This window comes from Devosia sp. (assembly GCF_965229025.1).
Lineage (GTDB): Bacteria > Pseudomonadota > Alphaproteobacteria > Rhizobiales > Devosiaceae > Devosia_A.
Genome location: NZ_OZ245853.1, coordinates 3,463,945 through 3,479,761 on the forward strand (window position 1 = coordinate 3,463,945; position 15,817 = coordinate 3,479,761).

15 protein-coding genes, 1 pseudogene and 1 riboswitch are annotated in these 15,817 nt (G+C 63.9%); of the genes and pseudogenes, 7 read left to right on the top strand and 9 right to left on the bottom strand.

Features of this window, described 5'->3' with window-relative positions; genetic code table 11:
- Window positions 1-43: 43 nt before the first annotated feature.
- The 5 genes from ACO06J_RS16820 to ACO06J_RS16840 form a co-directional block, all read right to left on the bottom strand.
- Window positions 44-2,020 carry an NAD(P)-binding protein gene (locus ACO06J_RS16820; RefSeq protein ID WP_421761868.1) on the bottom strand — a complete coding sequence of 659 codons (1,977 nt, stop codon included), beginning with the start codon at window positions 2,018-2,020 and terminating at the stop codon, window positions 44-46.
- Between the two features lie 65 nt (window positions 2,021-2,085).
- Window positions 2,086-2,916, bottom strand: coding sequence for a PadR family transcriptional regulator (locus ACO06J_RS16825; RefSeq protein ID WP_421761869.1), 831 nt, complete (start codon window positions 2,914-2,916; stop codon window positions 2,086-2,088).
- Window positions 2,917-3,216: 300 nt separating this feature from the next.
- Window positions 3,217-3,819: a hypothetical protein gene (locus ACO06J_RS16830; protein WP_421761870.1), complete on the bottom strand. Its 603-nt coding sequence runs from the start codon at window positions 3,817-3,819 to the stop codon at window positions 3,217-3,219.
- Between the two features lie 90 nt (window positions 3,820-3,909).
- Window positions 3,910-4,449, bottom strand: coding sequence for a 50S ribosomal protein L19 (gene rplS, locus ACO06J_RS16835; protein ID WP_421761871.1), 540 nt, complete (start codon window positions 4,447-4,449; stop codon window positions 3,910-3,912).
- A gap of 180 nt (window positions 4,450-4,629) precedes the next feature.
- A complete protein-coding gene (locus tag ACO06J_RS16840) occupies window positions 4,630-5,214 on the bottom strand; it encodes a HupE/UreJ family protein (protein ID WP_421761872.1) in 585 nt (194 codons plus the stop codon).
- Between the two features lie 37 nt (window positions 5,215-5,251).
- A riboswitch (cobalamin riboswitch) is annotated at window positions 5,252-5,447 on the bottom strand.
- A 96-nt stretch (window positions 5,448-5,543) separates the two neighbouring features.
- On the opposite strand from ACO06J_RS16840, the gene ACO06J_RS16845 reads away from it, so the two are divergent.
- Window positions 5,544-6,074: a copper chaperone PCu(A)C gene (locus ACO06J_RS16845; RefSeq protein WP_421761873.1), complete on the top strand. Its 531-nt coding sequence runs from the start codon at window positions 5,544-5,546 to the stop codon at window positions 6,072-6,074.
- Between the two features lie 92 nt (window positions 6,075-6,166).
- Here the strand turns inward: ACO06J_RS16845 and trmD are convergent.
- From trmD to ffh, 4 genes and pseudogenes are all read right to left on the bottom strand, one after another.
- Window positions 6,167-6,852, bottom strand: a pseudogene (gene trmD, locus ACO06J_RS16850) (tRNA (guanosine(37)-N1)-methyltransferase TrmD).
- Window positions 6,849-7,394 carry a ribosome maturation factor RimM gene (gene rimM, locus ACO06J_RS16855; protein ID WP_421761874.1) on the bottom strand — a complete coding sequence of 182 codons (546 nt, stop codon included), beginning with the start codon at window positions 7,392-7,394 and terminating at the stop codon, window positions 6,849-6,851. The pseudogene trmD and the gene rimM overlap by 4 nt, the downstream one beginning before the upstream one ends.
- A 3-nt stretch (window positions 7,395-7,397) precedes the next feature.
- Complete coding sequence (gene rpsP / locus ACO06J_RS16860) at window positions 7,398-7,868, bottom strand: 30S ribosomal protein S16 (RefSeq protein WP_421761875.1); 471 nt, start codon at window positions 7,866-7,868, stop codon at window positions 7,398-7,400.
- A gap of 48 nt (window positions 7,869-7,916) precedes the next feature.
- Window positions 7,917-9,518: a signal recognition particle protein gene (ffh, locus tag ACO06J_RS16865; protein WP_421761876.1), complete on the bottom strand. Its 1,602-nt coding sequence runs from the start codon at window positions 9,516-9,518 to the stop codon at window positions 7,917-7,919.
- A gap of 308 nt (window positions 9,519-9,826) precedes the next feature.
- On the opposite strand from ffh, the gene ACO06J_RS16870 reads away from it, so the two are divergent.
- The 6 genes from ACO06J_RS16870 to ACO06J_RS16895 all read left to right on the top strand — a co-directional run bounded on the left by ACO06J_RS16870 (window position 9,827) and on the right by ACO06J_RS16895 (window position 15,813).
- A complete protein-coding gene (locus ACO06J_RS16870) occupies window positions 9,827-10,666 on the top strand; it encodes a carbohydrate-binding family 9-like protein (RefSeq protein ID WP_421761877.1) in 840 nt (279 codons plus the stop codon).
- Between the two features lie 301 nt (window positions 10,667-10,967).
- A complete protein-coding gene (locus tag ACO06J_RS16875; RefSeq protein WP_421761878.1) occupies window positions 10,968-11,516 on the top strand; it encodes a DUF2087 domain-containing protein in 549 nt (182 codons plus the stop codon).
- A gap of 217 nt (window positions 11,517-11,733) precedes the next feature.
- Window positions 11,734-12,609 (top strand): diaminopimelate epimerase, encoded by an 876-nt coding sequence (gene dapF, locus ACO06J_RS16880; protein ID WP_421761879.1) that lies wholly within the window; start codon window positions 11,734-11,736, stop codon window positions 12,607-12,609.
- A gap of 16 nt (window positions 12,610-12,625) precedes the next feature.
- Window positions 12,626-13,891, top strand: a complete 1,266-nt coding sequence (gene mtaB, locus ACO06J_RS16885; RefSeq protein WP_421761880.1) for a tRNA (N(6)-L-threonylcarbamoyladenosine(37)-C(2))-methylthiotransferase MtaB — start codon at window positions 12,626-12,628, stop codon at window positions 13,889-13,891.
- Entirely contained in the window at window positions 13,891-15,135 is a 1,245-nt protein-coding gene (gene ftsY / locus ACO06J_RS16890; protein ID WP_421761881.1) for a signal recognition particle-docking protein FtsY, read from the top strand. The genes mtaB and ftsY overlap by 1 nt, the downstream gene beginning before the upstream one ends.
- Window positions 15,136-15,813, top strand: a complete 678-nt coding sequence (locus ACO06J_RS16895) for a septation protein A (protein WP_421761882.1) — start codon at window positions 15,136-15,138, stop codon at window positions 15,811-15,813.
- Window positions 15,814-15,817 lie beyond the last annotated feature (4 nt).

Below are 15,817 nucleotides of genomic sequence, written 5' to 3' on the forward strand. Positions count from 1 at the left end.
TGTTAGTGCGATTTGGCCCCGATAGGGAGTCGCGCTTTGGTCGCTATCGCACGAGGTCGAGCTTGTCCTCGGGCGGGCCGGGGAATTTGGCAAAGCCGGTGATCTTGTCGCCACCCAGCAGCTCATCCACAGCGCGTGCCGCCTGATCGATCGCCGAGTGCGCATAGGCGTAGGCGCCCGCATCGGCATTGGCGATGGCGATGCGGCCCCAGCCCTTGCGCGAGGCCTCGACCGGCAAGGTCCCATCCGGCCAGTACTGGTCCCATGGCCGCATATATTCGAGCGAATAGCCGTGGCTCCAGCGGTTGCAGGTAATCGCCTCGATATCGGTCGCGGCATTGAAGCTGGTGCCGGCCAGCGCCCGGCTCAGCATGTCGCGCACCTCGCGCTCCATCGTCTCGAAGCTCATTTCCGCCAGCTGGTAGCGTCCCGCCGTGGCCTGGTCGCGGGCCGAAACGCCCGCCTCGCCGGTGACGACGATCTTGGCCACGTGCAGCAGCACCGGCTCGCTTGGGTCAGCGCCGAACTTGTAGTCTCCAACGCTGACGGGGAAATCGATCGAAGCGCCGAGCCAGAAGCTCTTGGGCATTTCAAAGCCCGAAATCCCGAGCTCCGCGAAGGCCTGCCAGTTCTTCAGCAGCACGTTGGTGTAGATCAGCGGGATCTTTACCTGGTCGTTCAGCGCTTCGCGCTGGGCGTCCGGCAGCTCATCGGTGAGATAGGGGATCACCCGGTGCCAGCAGGCGAGCACCACCTGTTTTGCCGTCACGGTCTTCAGCGCGCTGCCTTCGATATAGGTGACGGTGACGCTGTCGGCCGTCGCCGGGTCGCCATCGTGCTTGACCTTGACCACGCTGGCATTGAGCCGCAGCCGCGTCGTGCCCGCTGCCGCATCGAGCTTTTCATAGTCGAGCCGGGCGTTGACCAGGTCTTCCATCGTGCTGCCCGGCAGCGCATCCGGAATGAGCTTCCGCACCAGCGCCCGGGCGACACCCGCATTGCCGTCAGGGAAATGGTAGATGTAGTCGTCGGGGTCGGTGAGAACGAGCCGGCCCGAGGGGCTCATGGTCTTGTAGGGGTGCTCCCCCAGCGCCATGCCATCAAAACCCGGATTGCCGTTGCCCCACGCGTCGAGCGCCGTGGTGCCATCGATCCCCATGCCGAAATACTCATGCGTCGAGTTCTGGAAATAGGTCACCAGCTCCGTGTCATAGCCACAGGTCTTGGTCAGGAAATCGGCATAGGTGGTCTTTGACAGGATGTCGAACTTTTCGGCGAGGCTCTTGCCCGCCAGATAGTCGGGTGGGGCATCGATCAGTTCGATCAGCTGGGCCTTGGCCTTGTCGTTGAGCGGTGTGCGCGCCACCCAATCGGCGGCAGCCTCAGTCTCAACCACAAAAGTATCGGCGCCAAAGTTCTCCTTTGAAAAGAACACCGCCGAGCCCAGCCCGTGCGCTTCTTCCCAGTCACTGTCGTAGAATTCCTCGAAGCGCTTGAGCTCAATACCGATATCGGCGAGCAGCGTGTTCACGGCCTCGGAGAAATAGCTCGGGCTCTGCAGCGACTGGCTTCCGCCATAGCCAATCACGGTGCGACCACTCGCCGTCACAAACTCGTTGCGGCGCGCGTGCCCCCCAAAGTCGTCGTTGTTTTCGAGGATCAGCACCTTGCCGCCCTGGTGCTTTTGGAAGAGCGCGGCTGCCGCCAGCCCCGAAATGCCACCACCCACCACCACCAGGTCGTAGCCTTCGCCGCTTACTTCCGGCGTCCCTGCGGTCTTCCAGAACGTGCCGTCACGCAGGGCATGTCCGACGGTCATCGCGCCTTCGGAGTGCCCGCGCAACCCAGTGAGGGCCGGAGGATAGGGCGCCGTGACTGAGGCCTCTGCGGTTGGCGCTCCAATCCCGATGCTGGCTGCCGCCATGCCGCCGACGCTCAGGGCCACGCCGTTGAGAAAGTCCCGGCGACTGATCGCCCGGTCCATCCCAAGTTCCAGATCCCGCTTCGACCAATTGCTCATAACAAAACTCCCGCACGCAACGACCTAGCATCGAAGCGGGCGGGAGCGCTGTCAATCGGCAGGCGTCAGAGGTCGATATCGTCCTCCGCCGGCCCGCGGATCTCTTCTGCGGCACGTCGTAGAATATCGGCGACGCGACGCTGTTCGGCTTCGCCACGCTGCACCGCCTGCTTGATCGCCTTCTTCAACGCCTTGCGGGCGTCGTGCACTTCCGGCGGCACGTCGGACATGTCGCGATCAGGCGCCTCGGGCCGTGGCGGCGAATTGGGCGCGCCGGGGCCAAAGCCACGTCCTGCGCCCCAGCCTGGTCCGTCGTGGCGACCGCGTCCAAAGACCCCGCGGCCCATCTCGCGGAACTTTTCCGCCTGCTCGGTCGTAAACGGGTAGTCGGGGCCTGTCGGGTCCGGCCGCTGGGCATCAGGGTTCGACGGATCGGCGTTGTTGAACATCTCGCCCCATTCGCGCATCCGGGCCCCCGCCTTGGCGAGGAAATCGAGCGTCGATTCAATCGCCTCGCGGTTGTCGGCAAGGTGCGTGCGGCCTTCGTCGGTGATGGTGTAGAGCTTCTTGTTGCCCTCCATTGCCGAGGTCACATAGCCCGCTTCCTCAAGGAAAGTCAGCGCCGGGTAGACGATGCCGGGGCTCGGCGAATAGAACCCGCCGGATTTCTCCTCTACCGCCTTGATCAGGTCATAGCCGTGGCGCGGCTGCTGTTCGATCAGGAACAGCGCAACGAGCCGCAGGTCACCCGAGGCCAGCATCCGCCCGATGCGGAAATTGCCGCCAAAGCCGCCCCAGTCGCCGCCCTTGTTGAAGCCGAAATCCCGGAACCCGCGACGCGCCATGGCCTCCATGCGCATCCAGCTCTTGTCCCACCGATGGTGATGATCATGCATGAGTGTATCTCCAGATATATCTTATCATAGCCGGAAGATAGGTTGAGACCACGAGTCATGCAAGATAGCTCTCAAGATATATCTTAAGCGATGGCGGTGATCGCCTTCTCCCCTTGCGGGAGGAGGTGCCCGAAGGGCGGATGAGGGGTTCTCTCCTCCGCAAGGGCCGCTCCTCGCTGCGCTCGGATCGCGCATCGCGAAAGCGATGCGGACCCCTCATCCAGCGCTGCGCGCCACCTTCTCCCGCAAGGGGAGAAGGTGAGATGGGGATAGATCGATGCTTGCGACCGACGGCCAGGCCTACTCCGCCACCAGCCCGCGCCAGCGCTCAAGCTCATCCAGCGTCTCGCCGGCCCCATCGAGGGCAAACTGGTAGATGTCCATCGCCGAAACCATCACGCCATAATAGCCAAAGCGCTCACGCGCCTCGTGCTTCAGCCTCAGGATCAGGTCGCGGTCGGCGCTGGCGAGGTCGGCGCGGAGGTTGGCGTCGCGGGCCTGCCGCACGGCATAGTCGAACGGCTCGAACCCCCAGATGTCGCAGCTCCAGTGGTTGTCCGCGAAATCGGCGAACTCCAGCGTCCAGCGCAGGCCGGCGCCCAGATGCTGGGGGTCGAGATAATCATTGGCAAACTGCGCGCGATGCAGCTTCAGGCCGCGTTCGTCGAGCGTCGTCGCGATCTCGGCCGCGAGCCCCAGCCACTCGATTGCCCGGTCCGCCTCGCACGGCAGGTGCAGGTCGATGCCGCGCCAGGCCATCAGGTCATAGCCGGCGCTGCCGGTCACCGTCGCCTCGCCGAACTTTTCCTGCAAGAGCCCCAAAAGCCCCGATTCGATCAGGAGGGTGCGCGTTTCCTCGCGCAACTCGTCGGCGAAGCGGGCCCGCTCTTCGGCGTCATTCATTGGTGGGCGTCCTTACCACGCAAAAACTAAGCCCGGCTGTAAGGCCGGGCTTTGAAATTCGCAAGGCATGATGCCGGATGTGCGGCGAGACTACGCGGCAGGGGTCTCGGCGGCTGCCGCAGCGGCTGCAGCGGCTGCTGCTTCCTCGGCATCCTTCTGGGCCAGTTCCTTGGCAAGAGCCTCGGCAGCGGCGACCTTTTCGGCTTCGCGGGCGGTCTTGGCTTCCTGCGCAGCGGTGCGCTCGGTGGCTTCGATCTTCTTGGTGCGGGCGCCGACGTTCTCGAAAATACGTGCCGCTTTACCGCGACGATCGCGCAGGTAGTACAGCTTGGCGCGACGCACCTTACCGCGCTTGATCACTTCGATACGGTCGATATTGGGGCTCAGCACAGGGAAGACGCGCTCGACACCCTCGCCGTACGAAATCTTGCGCACGGTGAAGCTTTCCATGATGCCGGCGCCGGAGCGGGCAATCACGACGCCTTCATAGGCCTGCAGGCGTTCCTTGTCGCCTTCGCGGATCTTCACCCAGACCTTGACGGTATCGCCATGGGTGAATTCGGGATGGTTTGACTTGGCGAGCAGCTTTTCGTGCTGTTCCTTGTTGATTTCTTCGATGATGTTGGACATCTGAGGTTCCGTTCGTCTTTTTCAAAGGAGCGTTTCGCCGGCTTTTGGCCGACCGCCCGGTCTTGGTTGCACGGATTTTTATGCGTTATTGGCCGCGCCCTGAAGGCGTCAGCGTGCGGGCCTATAGACCAAGAGCGCCCGCGAGTCTAGGGCTGGCGGGCGCCCGATGTCAGTTCTGTGTCAGAGCCAGCCGGCGAGAACGCCCACACCACCGAGCGCAAACACCCCACCGGCCACCTGGGCAACGATGCGGCCATACTTGCCCGTCAGCTTGCTGACGCCAATCGCGGCGCCGATACCTGCGGCATGCAGCAGCGCCGTCGCCACCATGAAGCCTGCGGCATACTCAAGACCGGACGCATCAGCCGGCATTTCAGCGCCATGCGCGTGACCGTGGAAAATGGCGAAAACGCCCACCAGTGCCATGGCGCCAACCACCGGCATCGGCCGGCCAAGCGCCGCAACGCCGCCGATCACGATCGATGACAGGGCGATGCCCAGTTCGACGAATGGCACGTTGATCTGGCCGATTCCGAGCAAAAAGCCCACCGCCATCATCCCCACAAAGCTCAGAGGCACCAGCCACAGGGCCTTGCCGCCCAGCACATAGGCGAACACGCCGACAGCCACCATGGCAAGCACATGGTCGAGCCCGCCAATCGGGTGCATGAAACCATGGAGGAAACCGGAGGTGTCGCCATGCCCGGTATGGGCAAGAGCTGCCGTCGGCAGAGCAATCAGGATCAGGGCAAGTAGGGCGCGCATAAAATCTCTCCAGGCGGGACCCACCGTCCCGCGTTCGCGTTCAGTCATCCTGACGGCCGGTCTCCTGGCTCCGGACCCTGCTCCCCCGCCTTCCCAGTCGCAAACCAGTGGCGCGTTTTGGGGGAGATGTGGCCCGATACAGTCGCGGGGGCGGCGCCGGTTTCGCTCTTGCACGAGCACCGGCTTCCCGTTTCACGCGCCTTCAAGCGCGCACCGTCGCCCCTTTTGTGTCAGGTCCGTTGCAACAGATCAATCCAAGTGCTGCGCATTTGCCGCATGACGGCAATGTAGCGCCTGCGCTAAATCAGCGGCAAATCGAGGCCCGCATCATGACTACACCCCGCTTCCCGCTCATTGCCGCGCTTGCTCTGCTCTTTGCAGCCAGCCCGGCTCTCGCCGAGGACACCAATGCCATGGCGAGCCCAATGGCAATGGACGCCCCGATGCTCGCAATGGCGCTCGTAGTGGCGGGCAGCCTTGAGATCAGCAATGGCTATACCCGCGCCACGCTGCCCAAGGCGCCTGTCGGTGGCGGCTATATCACCGTTGTCAACAAGGGCACCGAGGCCGACCGGCTCATCTCCGTCACCTCGCCCTTTGCCAAAAGCGTCTCGCTTCACGACATGAAGATGGACGGAACGATGATGAAGATGGCCGAGATGCCCGACGGCATCGAAATCCCAGCCGGCAGCACCGTTACCCTCGCGCCGGGTGGGCTGCACATGATGTTCATGGGCCTCACCCAGCCCTTCGTCGAAGGCCAGAGCGTGCCGGTGACGCTGGCGTTCGAAAAGGCCGGCAGCGTCGAGATCCAGCTCACCGTCGGCGCTATCAATGCCGATATGAGCACGATGCACTGACGCACTGGCCCAGCAGTCGTCTCCCTCCCCATTCTTAGGGGGGAGGGGTCAGGGGTGGGGGTCAACGCGCTCCGCACCCCGCAGTCCCGAACTTACTTTTTCAGCAGATCCGGCCGCCGTTCCGCCGTCAGCTTCTCGCTCTCGGCGCGCCGCCACCTGCCGACCTTGGCATGGTCGCCCGACGTCAGCACTGCCGGTATCTCGCGGCCTTCAAAGCTCTGCGGCCGCGTGTATTGCGGATACTCCAGCAGCCCGTTTTCAAAGCTCTCGTCGGCATGGCTCTCGGCCGCCCCCAGCACGCCAGGGATCAGCCGCACCACGGCTTCCAGCAGCACCATGGCGGCCACCTCTCCTCCCGCCAGCACATAGTCGCCGATCGACACCTCTTGAAGTCCGCGCGCCTCGATCACCCGCCTGGTCGATGCCCTCAAAGCGGCCCGCAGACGATCACTACGCCCGGCCCAAGCGCCAGCTCCCGTACGCGCGCCTGGGTCAGCTGCACGCCGCGCGGGCTCATCAACAGGCGCGGGCGGGCATCTCCCTGGGGCGAAACGGCATCGATCGCTTTGGCGAGAATATCGGGCTTCAGCACCATGCCGGCGCCGCCACCCGACGGGGTGTCGTCCACCGTGCGATGGCGGTCGGTGGCGAAATCACGCAATTGCGTGGTGGTCAGCGACCACAGCCCCTCGGCCTTGCCGCGGCCAATGACCGAGGCGCCGAGCGGGCCCGGAAACAGTTCGGGAAACAGCGTGACGATGTCCGCTGAAAAGCTCAATCGGGCTCTTCTTCGCCGAGCTCGGCTTCGACCGGCGGATCGATCAGGAGATACCCCTCGCCCACATGCACCTCAGGCACCACGGCCTTGGTAAAGGGGAAGAGGAAGGTGTCGCCCGAACGGCTGTCGCGTATTTCGATCAGGTCGCCGGCGCCGAAATTGGGCACGGCAGTAACCTCGCCGATCTCCGAGCCATCGGTCAGCCGGGCGCGGAGCCCGATCAGGTCGGCGTGGTAGAAATCGTCTTCGTCGTCATGGGCGGGCAACAGGGCGCGGTCGACATAGAGCTCGACGCCGTTGAGCTTTTCGGCGGCGGTGCGGTCGGTCACGCCTTCGAGCCGAGCCACCAGCACATTGGTGGTGGTGCGTGCCGCGACGATCTTGATCGACAAGCCAGGCTTGTTCGTCGACAGCGGCCCGTAAGAGGCGAGCGCCAGCGGATCCTCGGTATAGGACTGAATGCGCACTTCGCCCTTGATCCCATGGGCCGCACCAATGCGGCCCATGAGGAGCTTTTGCGCGCCGTTGCTGGCAGCAGCCACGGCTTACTCGGCAGCCGGAGCTTCGGCTTCAGCAGCCGGGGCGTTCTTGGCGGCTTCAGCAGCCTCGGCAGCAGCGGCCTTCTCGGCGGCAGCAGCGGCAACCTTTGCTTCTGCAGCGGCCTCAGCGGCGGCGATCTTGTCGGCCTCGGCCTTCACCTTGGCTTCAACGCGCTCCGTGGCCTTCTTGCCGGGAACGGCGCGTTCCGGGTTGTTGCGGGCTTCGCGCTTGAGGAGACCTGCGGCGTCAAAGAAACGTGCCACGCGGTCGGTCGGCTGGGCGCCAACGCTCAGCCAGTGGCTGCAGCGCTCGACGAGCAGGTTCACGCGCTTTTCCTTGTCGACGAGCTTGGGATCGTACGTGCCGATCTTTTCGATGAAACGGCCATCGCGCGGCGAACGGGCATCGGCCACCACCACGTGGTAATAGGGGCGCTTCTTGGTGCCGGCACGGGCGAGGCGGAGTTTGAGAGCCATGGGGTCAGTCCTTCTTCACTAATTTTGCTTGGTTGATCTTGGTGTTGGTTATTTCTTCTTGGGCACGAACCCGCCGCCGAGGCCGGGAAGGCCAGGGAAGCGGGCGGACCCGCCAAGCCCGGGCAGGCCCGGACCGGAATTCAAAAGCTTGCCGACATCGGTCGGCAGTTTCTCCGCCAGCTGCTTGGGCGCTGCCTGCTGCTGCGGGATCGATGCGGGGTCGATCCCCATCTGGCGCGCCAGCCGCTCGAGTTCCTTGGGGTCCATCGAGGCGGGATCGGGCATGTTGCCGAGGCCCGGCATCATGCCGCCCATCTTGCCGCCGAACATGCCAGCGAGCGAGCCCATGCCGCCCTTCGAAACCTTTTTCATCATGTCCGCCATCTGGCGGTGCTGTTTCATCAGCTTGTTGACGTCCTCGACCTTGGTGCCCGAGCCGTTGGCGATGCGGATGCGGCGCTTGGCGTTGAGCAGGTCGGGGTTTTCGCGCTCGGCCTTGGTCATCGAGTTGATGACCGCGATCTGGCGGTCAAAGATCTTGTCGTCGACATTGACGCCGGCCATGGCCTTTTTCATCTGGCCCATGCCGGGCATCATGCCCATCAGCGCGCCCATGCCGCCCATCTTCTTCATCTGCAGCAGCTGAGTGCGCAAATCCTCGAGGTCGAAGCTGCCCTTCTTGAGCTTCTTCGCCATCTTCTGGGCGTCTTCGACCGAAACGTTCTGCGCGGCCTTTTCGACGAGGCTGACAATGTCGCCCATGCCGAGAATGCGGTCGGCGATACGCGAGGGATGAAAATCTTCAAGGTCGTCGAGCTTTTCACCAGTACCGAGCAGCTTGATCGGCTTGCCGGTCGCAGCGCGCATCGATAGCGCCGCGCCGCCACGGCCATCGCCGTCGGTACGGGTCAGAACGATACCGGTGATATCCACCCGGCTGTCGAACGACCGCGCCAGGTTCACCGCGTCCTGGCCGGTCAGCGCATCGGCGACCAAGAGGATTTCGTGCGGGTTGGCCTCGGCCTTCACCGCGGCGGTTTCCGCCATCAGCTCTTCGTCGATATGGGTGCGGCCGGCGGTGTCGAGGATGACGACGTCATAGCCGCCGAGCCTCCCCTCGCGCATGGCGCGGCGGGTGATCTCGACCGGGGATTCATTTTCGAGGATCGGGAGCGTTGCCACCCCAACCTGCTCGCCGAGGACGCGCAGCTGCTCTTTTGCCGCCGGGCGGCGGTCGTCGAGCGAGGCCATCAGGACCTTCTTGCCCTGACGTTCCTTCATGCGCTTGGCGAGCTTGGCCGAGAGCGTGGTCTTGCCCGCGCCCTGGAGGCCGACCATCAGCATGGTCATGGGCGGCGCGGTATTGAAGTCGATCGGCACCTGGGTCTCGCCCAAGACCTTCACCAGCTCGTCATGGACGATCTTGATGACCTGCTGGCCGGGCGTGACCGAACGGGTGACCTCGGCGCCGATGGCGCGCTCGCGCACCTGCTCCACAAACGCCTTGACCACTTCGAGTGACACGTCGGCCTCGAGCAGCGCCCGGCGGACTTCGCGCAGCGCCGCATCCACGTCGCTCTCGGAGAGGGCGCCGCGGCCACGCAGGCCTTCGAAGATCTTGCCAAGCCGGTCGCTCAGGCTTTCAAACATTTTTGGTCCTTTGGTTCCGCTGCACGTTTGCCTCGGCACCCAGATGGTCGCTCACATCCAAAAACCCAAACGCAAAACCCACCCGAGGGCGCATCGCGCTGTCGGGTGTTGGCCTCCGGGATCTCTTTATACCTTTACGGGTCCCGGTCGGCAGTCAGGCGTTTGAACCTGAGGAATTAGTGGTCCCACTAGAGCGGGCCGGCCGATGAGTCAAGGAAAACCGGGCGCAACCTGGTTCGGCCCCGCAAAACTGTTGGCACCGGCAGAGCTTCCGACCATAAACTCAGTGCTCCATTTGAGGCCTTCCCATGACTGAGAACCCTGAATCGTCCTTTCCCTGGCCGGACGAACGCATTGTGCATTACACCGCCCATCGCGTCCCTCAGGGGCTCAGCATTGATGGCCGGCTAGACAAGCCCAGTTGGCAGCACGCCCCACGTTCGCCCCGCTTTGTCGACCTGATCACCGGCCGCCCCACGGTGCACGATACGCGGGCCGCCGTGCTCTGGGACGACGACTATCTCTATGTCGGGTTCTGGGTGGAGGAGCCGTTTGTAGAGGCCAAGCTTAGCGAGCGCGATTCGCTGATCTGGAGCGAGAACGACGTCGAACTCTTCGTTTCCGGCGCGGATGGCTACTACGAGTTCGAGATCAACGCCCTGGGCACGATTTACGAGGCCTTCTTTCTTTGGGAGGATGCCTACGAGCGAGGCGGTTACAGCACACGGCCCGAGTTCTCCCGCACCGCGCCAGGCGCCAAGCCGTGGAACGGGGTCGGCTTTACCAGTCATCCGCGCGGCCCGCGGCTCGGCTTTTTCAACTGGGACCTGTCTGGGCTGAAGAGCGCCGTCGCGGTTGACGGCACGCTCAACGACAATGCCGATCGCGATCGCGGCTGGACGGTCGAACTCGCGCTCCCCTGGTCGAGCCTGCAGCTTCTGGCCCAGGGCGACGGCCGCGCTGTGCCGCCAAGGCCCGGCGATACCTGGCGGATGGATTTTTCCCGCTTCAATACCTATCGCGAAGCCAAACCCGCCGAGGATTCCGGTGGCTGGGCGATGAACGCCCACGGCATCTGGGATTCCCATATCCCCGAACTCTTTCCCTATATCCACTTTTCCTCCAGTGACGTGGGCACGAAGGGTTAGGCTAGGTCCCCTGCCGGAGCGCGGTTGTTCACCTCCCCAGCAGCCACCCGCACGCCCTTCGGTGTCGCACGTCAAGTCTCGTAAGGATTGGCCTCGTGCGACAATCCCGAAGAGCAGTTGCGGCAGAAACCACGGCGCGGCATATTGCGTTCGGGTCAGCAGTTCACCCAGGCGCCGCCGCTCCACTGGAGAGCTAAACCTGCGACGACATGTTCGAGACAGCACTCACTCCCGTGCCCTTTCGGAAGCCGGCGGCCACGACCTCCCCTCTGGGGGAGACGGCACTGACGAGGATGAGCTGATGTCACGCACCGCTGTTCCACTACGGGTGGATGATCTTTCGCCTTTCGCCAAAACCCTGCGCCAGAGCCTCAGCGGGCATGAGGGCGTGCCGACGCATGTTGAGCTGCTCAACATGCTGGCGAAGGCCGCTGGCTTTGCCAATTACCAGCACCTCAGGGCCGATGCTGAAGCGAGCAACCGGCTGGTCGCGGCAACTGAGCCGGTGCCGCGCCCCGATCTCGAGCAGGTGGCAAAGGTCGCGCGCTACTTCGATGACGCAGGCGTGCTCACCAGTTGGCCATCGCGCCTTGCCCACCAGACGCTGACCCAGTGGGCGTTCTGGTCGCGCATTCCACGCGGCGAGACCTACGACGAGCGCGGGATCAGCGCCTTGATCAAGGGCTGGCATGCCTTCGGCGACCACGCCATCATCCGCCGGGCCATGGTCGATGCGAAAATGCTCGAGCGGAACCAGAACGGCCGCGAATACCGCCGCATCGAGCAGGTGCCGCCCCCGGAACTGGCGCCGCTTCTCGCGCATCTCGAAGCGCGGAAGCGCGCCACGTAAGGCCCGCATGCTGCGTTCGGGCTGTTGACCCCGCCGCTGTGCCCGGGCCAGCCGCTCCCTCGGCCGGCACGCTCCGGTGTGAGATGGGGTTAGGTGCCATCTCAAGAAACAAGACCTGGCGTCCGCGCCGGGTCTTTCACCCCGCCACCCCCGCCACTGGCAATTTGCGCCCACATCCGCCATATACAGGCCGAACGCGACCCCGGAAGGCTTTGTCATGGCTACCGCCCCATTCCTCAAGATGAACGGGCTCGGCAACGAGATCATCGTTGCCGATATGCGCGGCCGCAAGGACAAGGTCACCCCGGCTGCTGCAGTGGCCATCAATGCCGATCCCGCGACCAAGTTCGACCAGATTATGGCCGTCCACGATCCGCGCGCGCCCGGCACCTTCGCCTATATCGAGATCATCAATTCCGATGGCTCGCTCGCCGAAGCCTGCGGCAACGGCATGCGCTGCGTCACCCAGGCCCTGGCGGCCGAGACGGGGGTCAAGAGCTTCGTGTTCGAAACCATCGCGGGCATTTTGACCGGCGACGAGCGGGCCGATGGCCTCCTCACCGTCGACATGGGCAAGCCCCGCATGGGCTGGGACGAAATCCCGTTGGCCGAAGAGTTCTACGACACCACCGGCATCGAGTTGCAGATCGGGCCGATCGATGCGCCGGTGCTGCACACGCCGTCGGTCGTTTCGATGGGCAACCCCCACGCGACCTTCTGGGTCGAGGACGACGTCTGGAACTATGCGCTCGATCGCTTCGGGCCGCTGCTCGAAAACCACCCGATCTTTCCCGAGCGCGCCAACATCTCTATCGCGCAGGTCGTCAAGCCCGATCACCTGATCCTTCGCACCTGGGAGCGCGGCGCCGGGCTCACCCGCGCCTGCGGCACCGCCGCCTGCGCCGCCGTGGTCAATGGTGCCCGTACGCATCGCACCGGCCGCAAGGTCACCGTCACCCTGCCGGGCGGGGATCTCCTTATCGAGTGGCGTGCTGATGACCATGTGCTGCTCACTGGTCCGGCCGAGTTCGAGTTCTCGGGCAATTTTGAACCCGCTACCGGCATCTGGACCCGCGACGGGGCGGCGGCCTGATGCAAGGGCCCCGCACATGAGTGTCGAAACGCTGACCTTCGGCTGCCGGCTCAACGCCTATGAATCGGAAGTGATGAAGGCCGAAGCCGAAAAGGCGGGGCTCAGCCATACGCTCATCGTCAACACCTGCGCCGTCACCGCCACATCGGTCCGGCAGGCCAAGCAAGCCATCCGCCGCGCCCGGCGTGAGTATCCTCAGCGCAAGATCATCGTCACAGGCTGCGCCGCACAGACCGAGGCACGCACCTTCGGCGATATGGCAGAAGTCGATCTCGTCATCGGCAATGCCGACAAGATGAAGTCAGCAAGCTACCAGCCGATGGCGTTCGGCGTGCCGCTCAACGACAAGGTGCAGGTCAACGACATCATGAGCGTGCGGGAAACCGCCGCCCACCTGATCGAGGCGATGGATGGGCATACCCGTGCCTTTGTCCAGGTGCAGAACGGGTGCGACCATCGCTGCACCTTTTGCATCATCCCGTTCGGCCGCGGCCCCTCCCGCTCGGTGCCGATGGGCGTCGTGGTCGAGCAGATCAAGCGGCTGGTTGGGAACGGCTATCGCGAGATCGTTCTGACGGGCGTCGATATTACCTCCTACGGCCCCGACCTGCCGGGCAGCCCGACGCTCGGAACCCTCATCCAGGCGATCCTCCGCCACGTCCCCGATCTGCCGCGCCTTCGCATCTCGTCGATCGATTCGATCGAGGCCGACGAGGCGTTCTATGATTCCGTAGCGTCAGACCGCCGTCTGATGCCCCACCTCCACCTCAGTCTCCAGTCCGGCGACGATATGATTCTAAAGCGCATGAAGCGCCGGCACAGCCGCGCTGATGCGCTCGCCGTCGTCGCCCGCCTCCGCGCCCTCCGGCCCGACATGGTATTCGGCGCCGATATCATCACCGGCTTTCCCACCGAAGACGACGCGATGTTCGAGAACACCCTTAACATCGTCAGCGAAGCTGGCCTCACCTATCTCCATGTCTTCCCCTATTCGCCCCGACCTGGCACCCCCGCCGCGCGCATGCCGCAGGTGGATACTTCAGTCGCGAAGGCGCGCGCTGTCCGCTTGCGCGCCGTCGGCGAAGCGCAGGTCGAAAAGCTCGCGCAGTCGCGCATCGGGCAGGTCGAAAGCGTGCTCGTCGAACGGGGCGGCATCGGGCGTCAGGAACAATTCCTGCCCGTGTTGGCTTCTGTTCATCGGCAGGGTGAAATTGTGTCCATGCGCATCACCGGCGTTTCTCAAACCGGGCTCGTTGGCGAGCCATTAAGGTCGGCGGCATAATGGCTGAGCAGAAGAAACCCGGGCTTTTCGGCCGCCTATTCGGCCGCCCCACCCCCGCGACGCCAGCGCCCGAGCCGGAAATCACCCCGCTCGAGGTCGAGGAGTTGCTGGTCGAAGAGACCATCCGCGACGCTATGCCCTTGATTTTGCCTCCAGATCAGGAGCTCGCTCTCGAAGAGGCGCTGCACGAGGCTGGCGCCACCATCGCCGAGCCCGTCGAGATCGAGCCCCCACCCGGCCCGCCCGAGGCCACGATCGCCTACGTCGAAAAGGTCGAGGCCCAGCCTCCCGCTCCGACGCTGGTCACGCCGCTCGTCGAACCCAAAAAGCTCAATTGGCTCCAGCGCTTAGCCGGTGGCCTCAAGCGCTCGTCCGAGCAGCTCACCGGCAATATCGCAGCCGTCTTCACCAAGAAGAAGCTCGATGCCGCAATGCTCGAAGAGCTTGAGGACATCCTGATTCAGTCCGATTTCGGGGTGGAAATGGCGACGCAGGTCACCGACGCGCTGCGCCGCGACCGCTTCGATCGCGACATCTCCGGCGAGGAAGTGCGCGAGGTGCTGGCCGCAGAAGTTGCCAAGGTGCTCGGTCCAGTAGCGCAGCCACTGGTGATTGATGCGGGACAAAAACCCTATATTATTCTGATGGTTGGCGTGAACGGGTCGGGCAAGACCACGACCATCGGCAAGCTCGCTGGGCTCTATCGCGACCAGGGCAAGCGCGTCATGCTGGCCGCCGGCGACACTTTCCGCGCTGCGGCAATCGAGCAGTTGCAGGTCTGGGGCCAGCGCACCGGCGCCCCGGTCGTCACCAAGCCCGCAGGCTCTGACGCCTCTGGGCTCGCCTATGAAGCGGTGGAACGGGCCAAGGCCGAGGGCGTTGACGTTCTGATCATCGATACTGCCGGCCGGCTGCAAAACCGTGACGAGCTGATGAGTGAGCTCGAGAAAATCATTCGCGTTATCAAGAAGGTAGAGCCAAGCGCGCCGCACGCGACGCTGCTGACGCTCGATGCCACCACCGGACAGAACGCGCTCAACCAGGTCGAAATCTTCGGCAAGCGCGCCGGGGTCACCGGCCTCGTGATGACCAAGCTCGATGGCACGGCGCGCGGCGGCATCCTCGTCGCCATCGCCAAGAAATTCGCCATGCCGGTGCATTTCATCGGCGTCGGCGAAGGCGTAGATAATCTCGAAGCGTTCGCGGCGCAGGATTTCGCCACGGCAATTGCAGGGAATGCGTAAGTGACTGACGATACAAAGGACGCCGAGATCAACTGGAGCGAACTCCGCCCGCAGATTATCAAGATCCTGTTGGAGCTCGGCCCACTCGCGGTGTTCTTCATCGCCACCAATTTCAGCGAGGGCTGGCTCGCTGCCAACCCGATGCTAAGTGCCTGGTTCAGCAAGCCAATCATCTTCGCCACGGCACTCTTCATGCTGGCCATGGTGGTGGCGCTGAGCCTCAGCTGGCTGTTGCTCCGCCGCATCGCGCTGATGCCGCTGGTCACTGGCGTCGTAGTGCTGATCTTCGGCGCGCTGACGCTCTATTTCCAGGATCCGATCTTCATCAAGATCAAGCCGACCATCGTTGATTGCCTGTTCGGCGCCACGCTCTTGGGTGGGTTGCTGTTCGGCCAGTCGCTGCTCAAATATGTCTTTGGCGATGTCTACAAGCTCAAGCCCGAAGGCTGGCAGAAGCTGACCGTGCGCTGGGGTCTGTTCTTCTTTCTGCTGGCTGCGCTCAATGAGCTGGCTTGGCGTGGTGGCTCCTATTTCATTGCCGACCCCAATGCTGCCGACAAGTTCTACGCTGCGTTCAAGCTCTGGGGCGTGATGCCGATCACCATTGTGTTCTCGATGCTGCAGATGCCGCTGCTCAGCAAGTACGCGCCCGATCCGGTCAGCCCGGCGGCAGAGTAAAGCC

Coding starts and splice junctions, on each gene's coding strand:
- ACO06J_RS16845 (WP_421761873.1), top strand. CDS start 5,544: ATGACTACACCCCGCTTCCCGCTCATTGCCGCGCTTGCTCTGCTCTTT.
- ffh (WP_421761876.1), bottom strand. CDS start 9,518: ATGTTTGAAAGCCTGAGCGACCGGCTTGGCAAGATCTTCGAAGGCCTG.
- rplS (WP_421761871.1), bottom strand. CDS start 4,449: ATGTCCAACATCATCGAAGAAATCAACAAGGAACAGCACGAAAAGCTG.
- mtaB (WP_421761880.1), top strand. CDS start 12,626: ATGAGTGTCGAAACGCTGACCTTCGGCTGCCGGCTCAACGCCTATGAA.
- dapF (WP_421761879.1), top strand. CDS start 11,734: ATGGCTACCGCCCCATTCCTCAAGATGAACGGGCTCGGCAACGAGATC.
- ftsY (WP_421761881.1), top strand. CDS start 13,891: ATGGCTGAGCAGAAGAAACCCGGGCTTTTCGGCCGCCTATTCGGCCGC.
- ACO06J_RS16820 (WP_421761868.1), bottom strand. CDS start 2,020: ATGAGCAATTGGTCGAAGCGGGATCTGGAACTTGGGATGGACCGGGCG.
- ACO06J_RS16830 (WP_421761870.1), bottom strand. CDS start 3,819: ATGAATGACGCCGAAGAGCGGGCCCGCTTCGCCGACGAGTTGCGCGAG.
- ACO06J_RS16840 (WP_421761872.1), bottom strand. CDS start 5,214: ATGCGCGCCCTACTTGCCCTGATCCTGATTGCTCTGCCGACGGCAGCT.
- ACO06J_RS16825 (WP_421761869.1), bottom strand. CDS start 2,916: ATGCATGATCATCACCATCGGTGGGACAAGAGCTGGATGCGCATGGAG.
- ACO06J_RS16870 (WP_421761877.1), top strand. CDS start 9,827: ATGACTGAGAACCCTGAATCGTCCTTTCCCTGGCCGGACGAACGCATT.
- rpsP (WP_421761875.1), bottom strand. CDS start 7,868: ATGGCTCTCAAACTCCGCCTCGCCCGTGCCGGCACCAAGAAGCGCCCC.
- ACO06J_RS16875 (WP_421761878.1), top strand. CDS start 10,968: ATGTCACGCACCGCTGTTCCACTACGGGTGGATGATCTTTCGCCTTTC.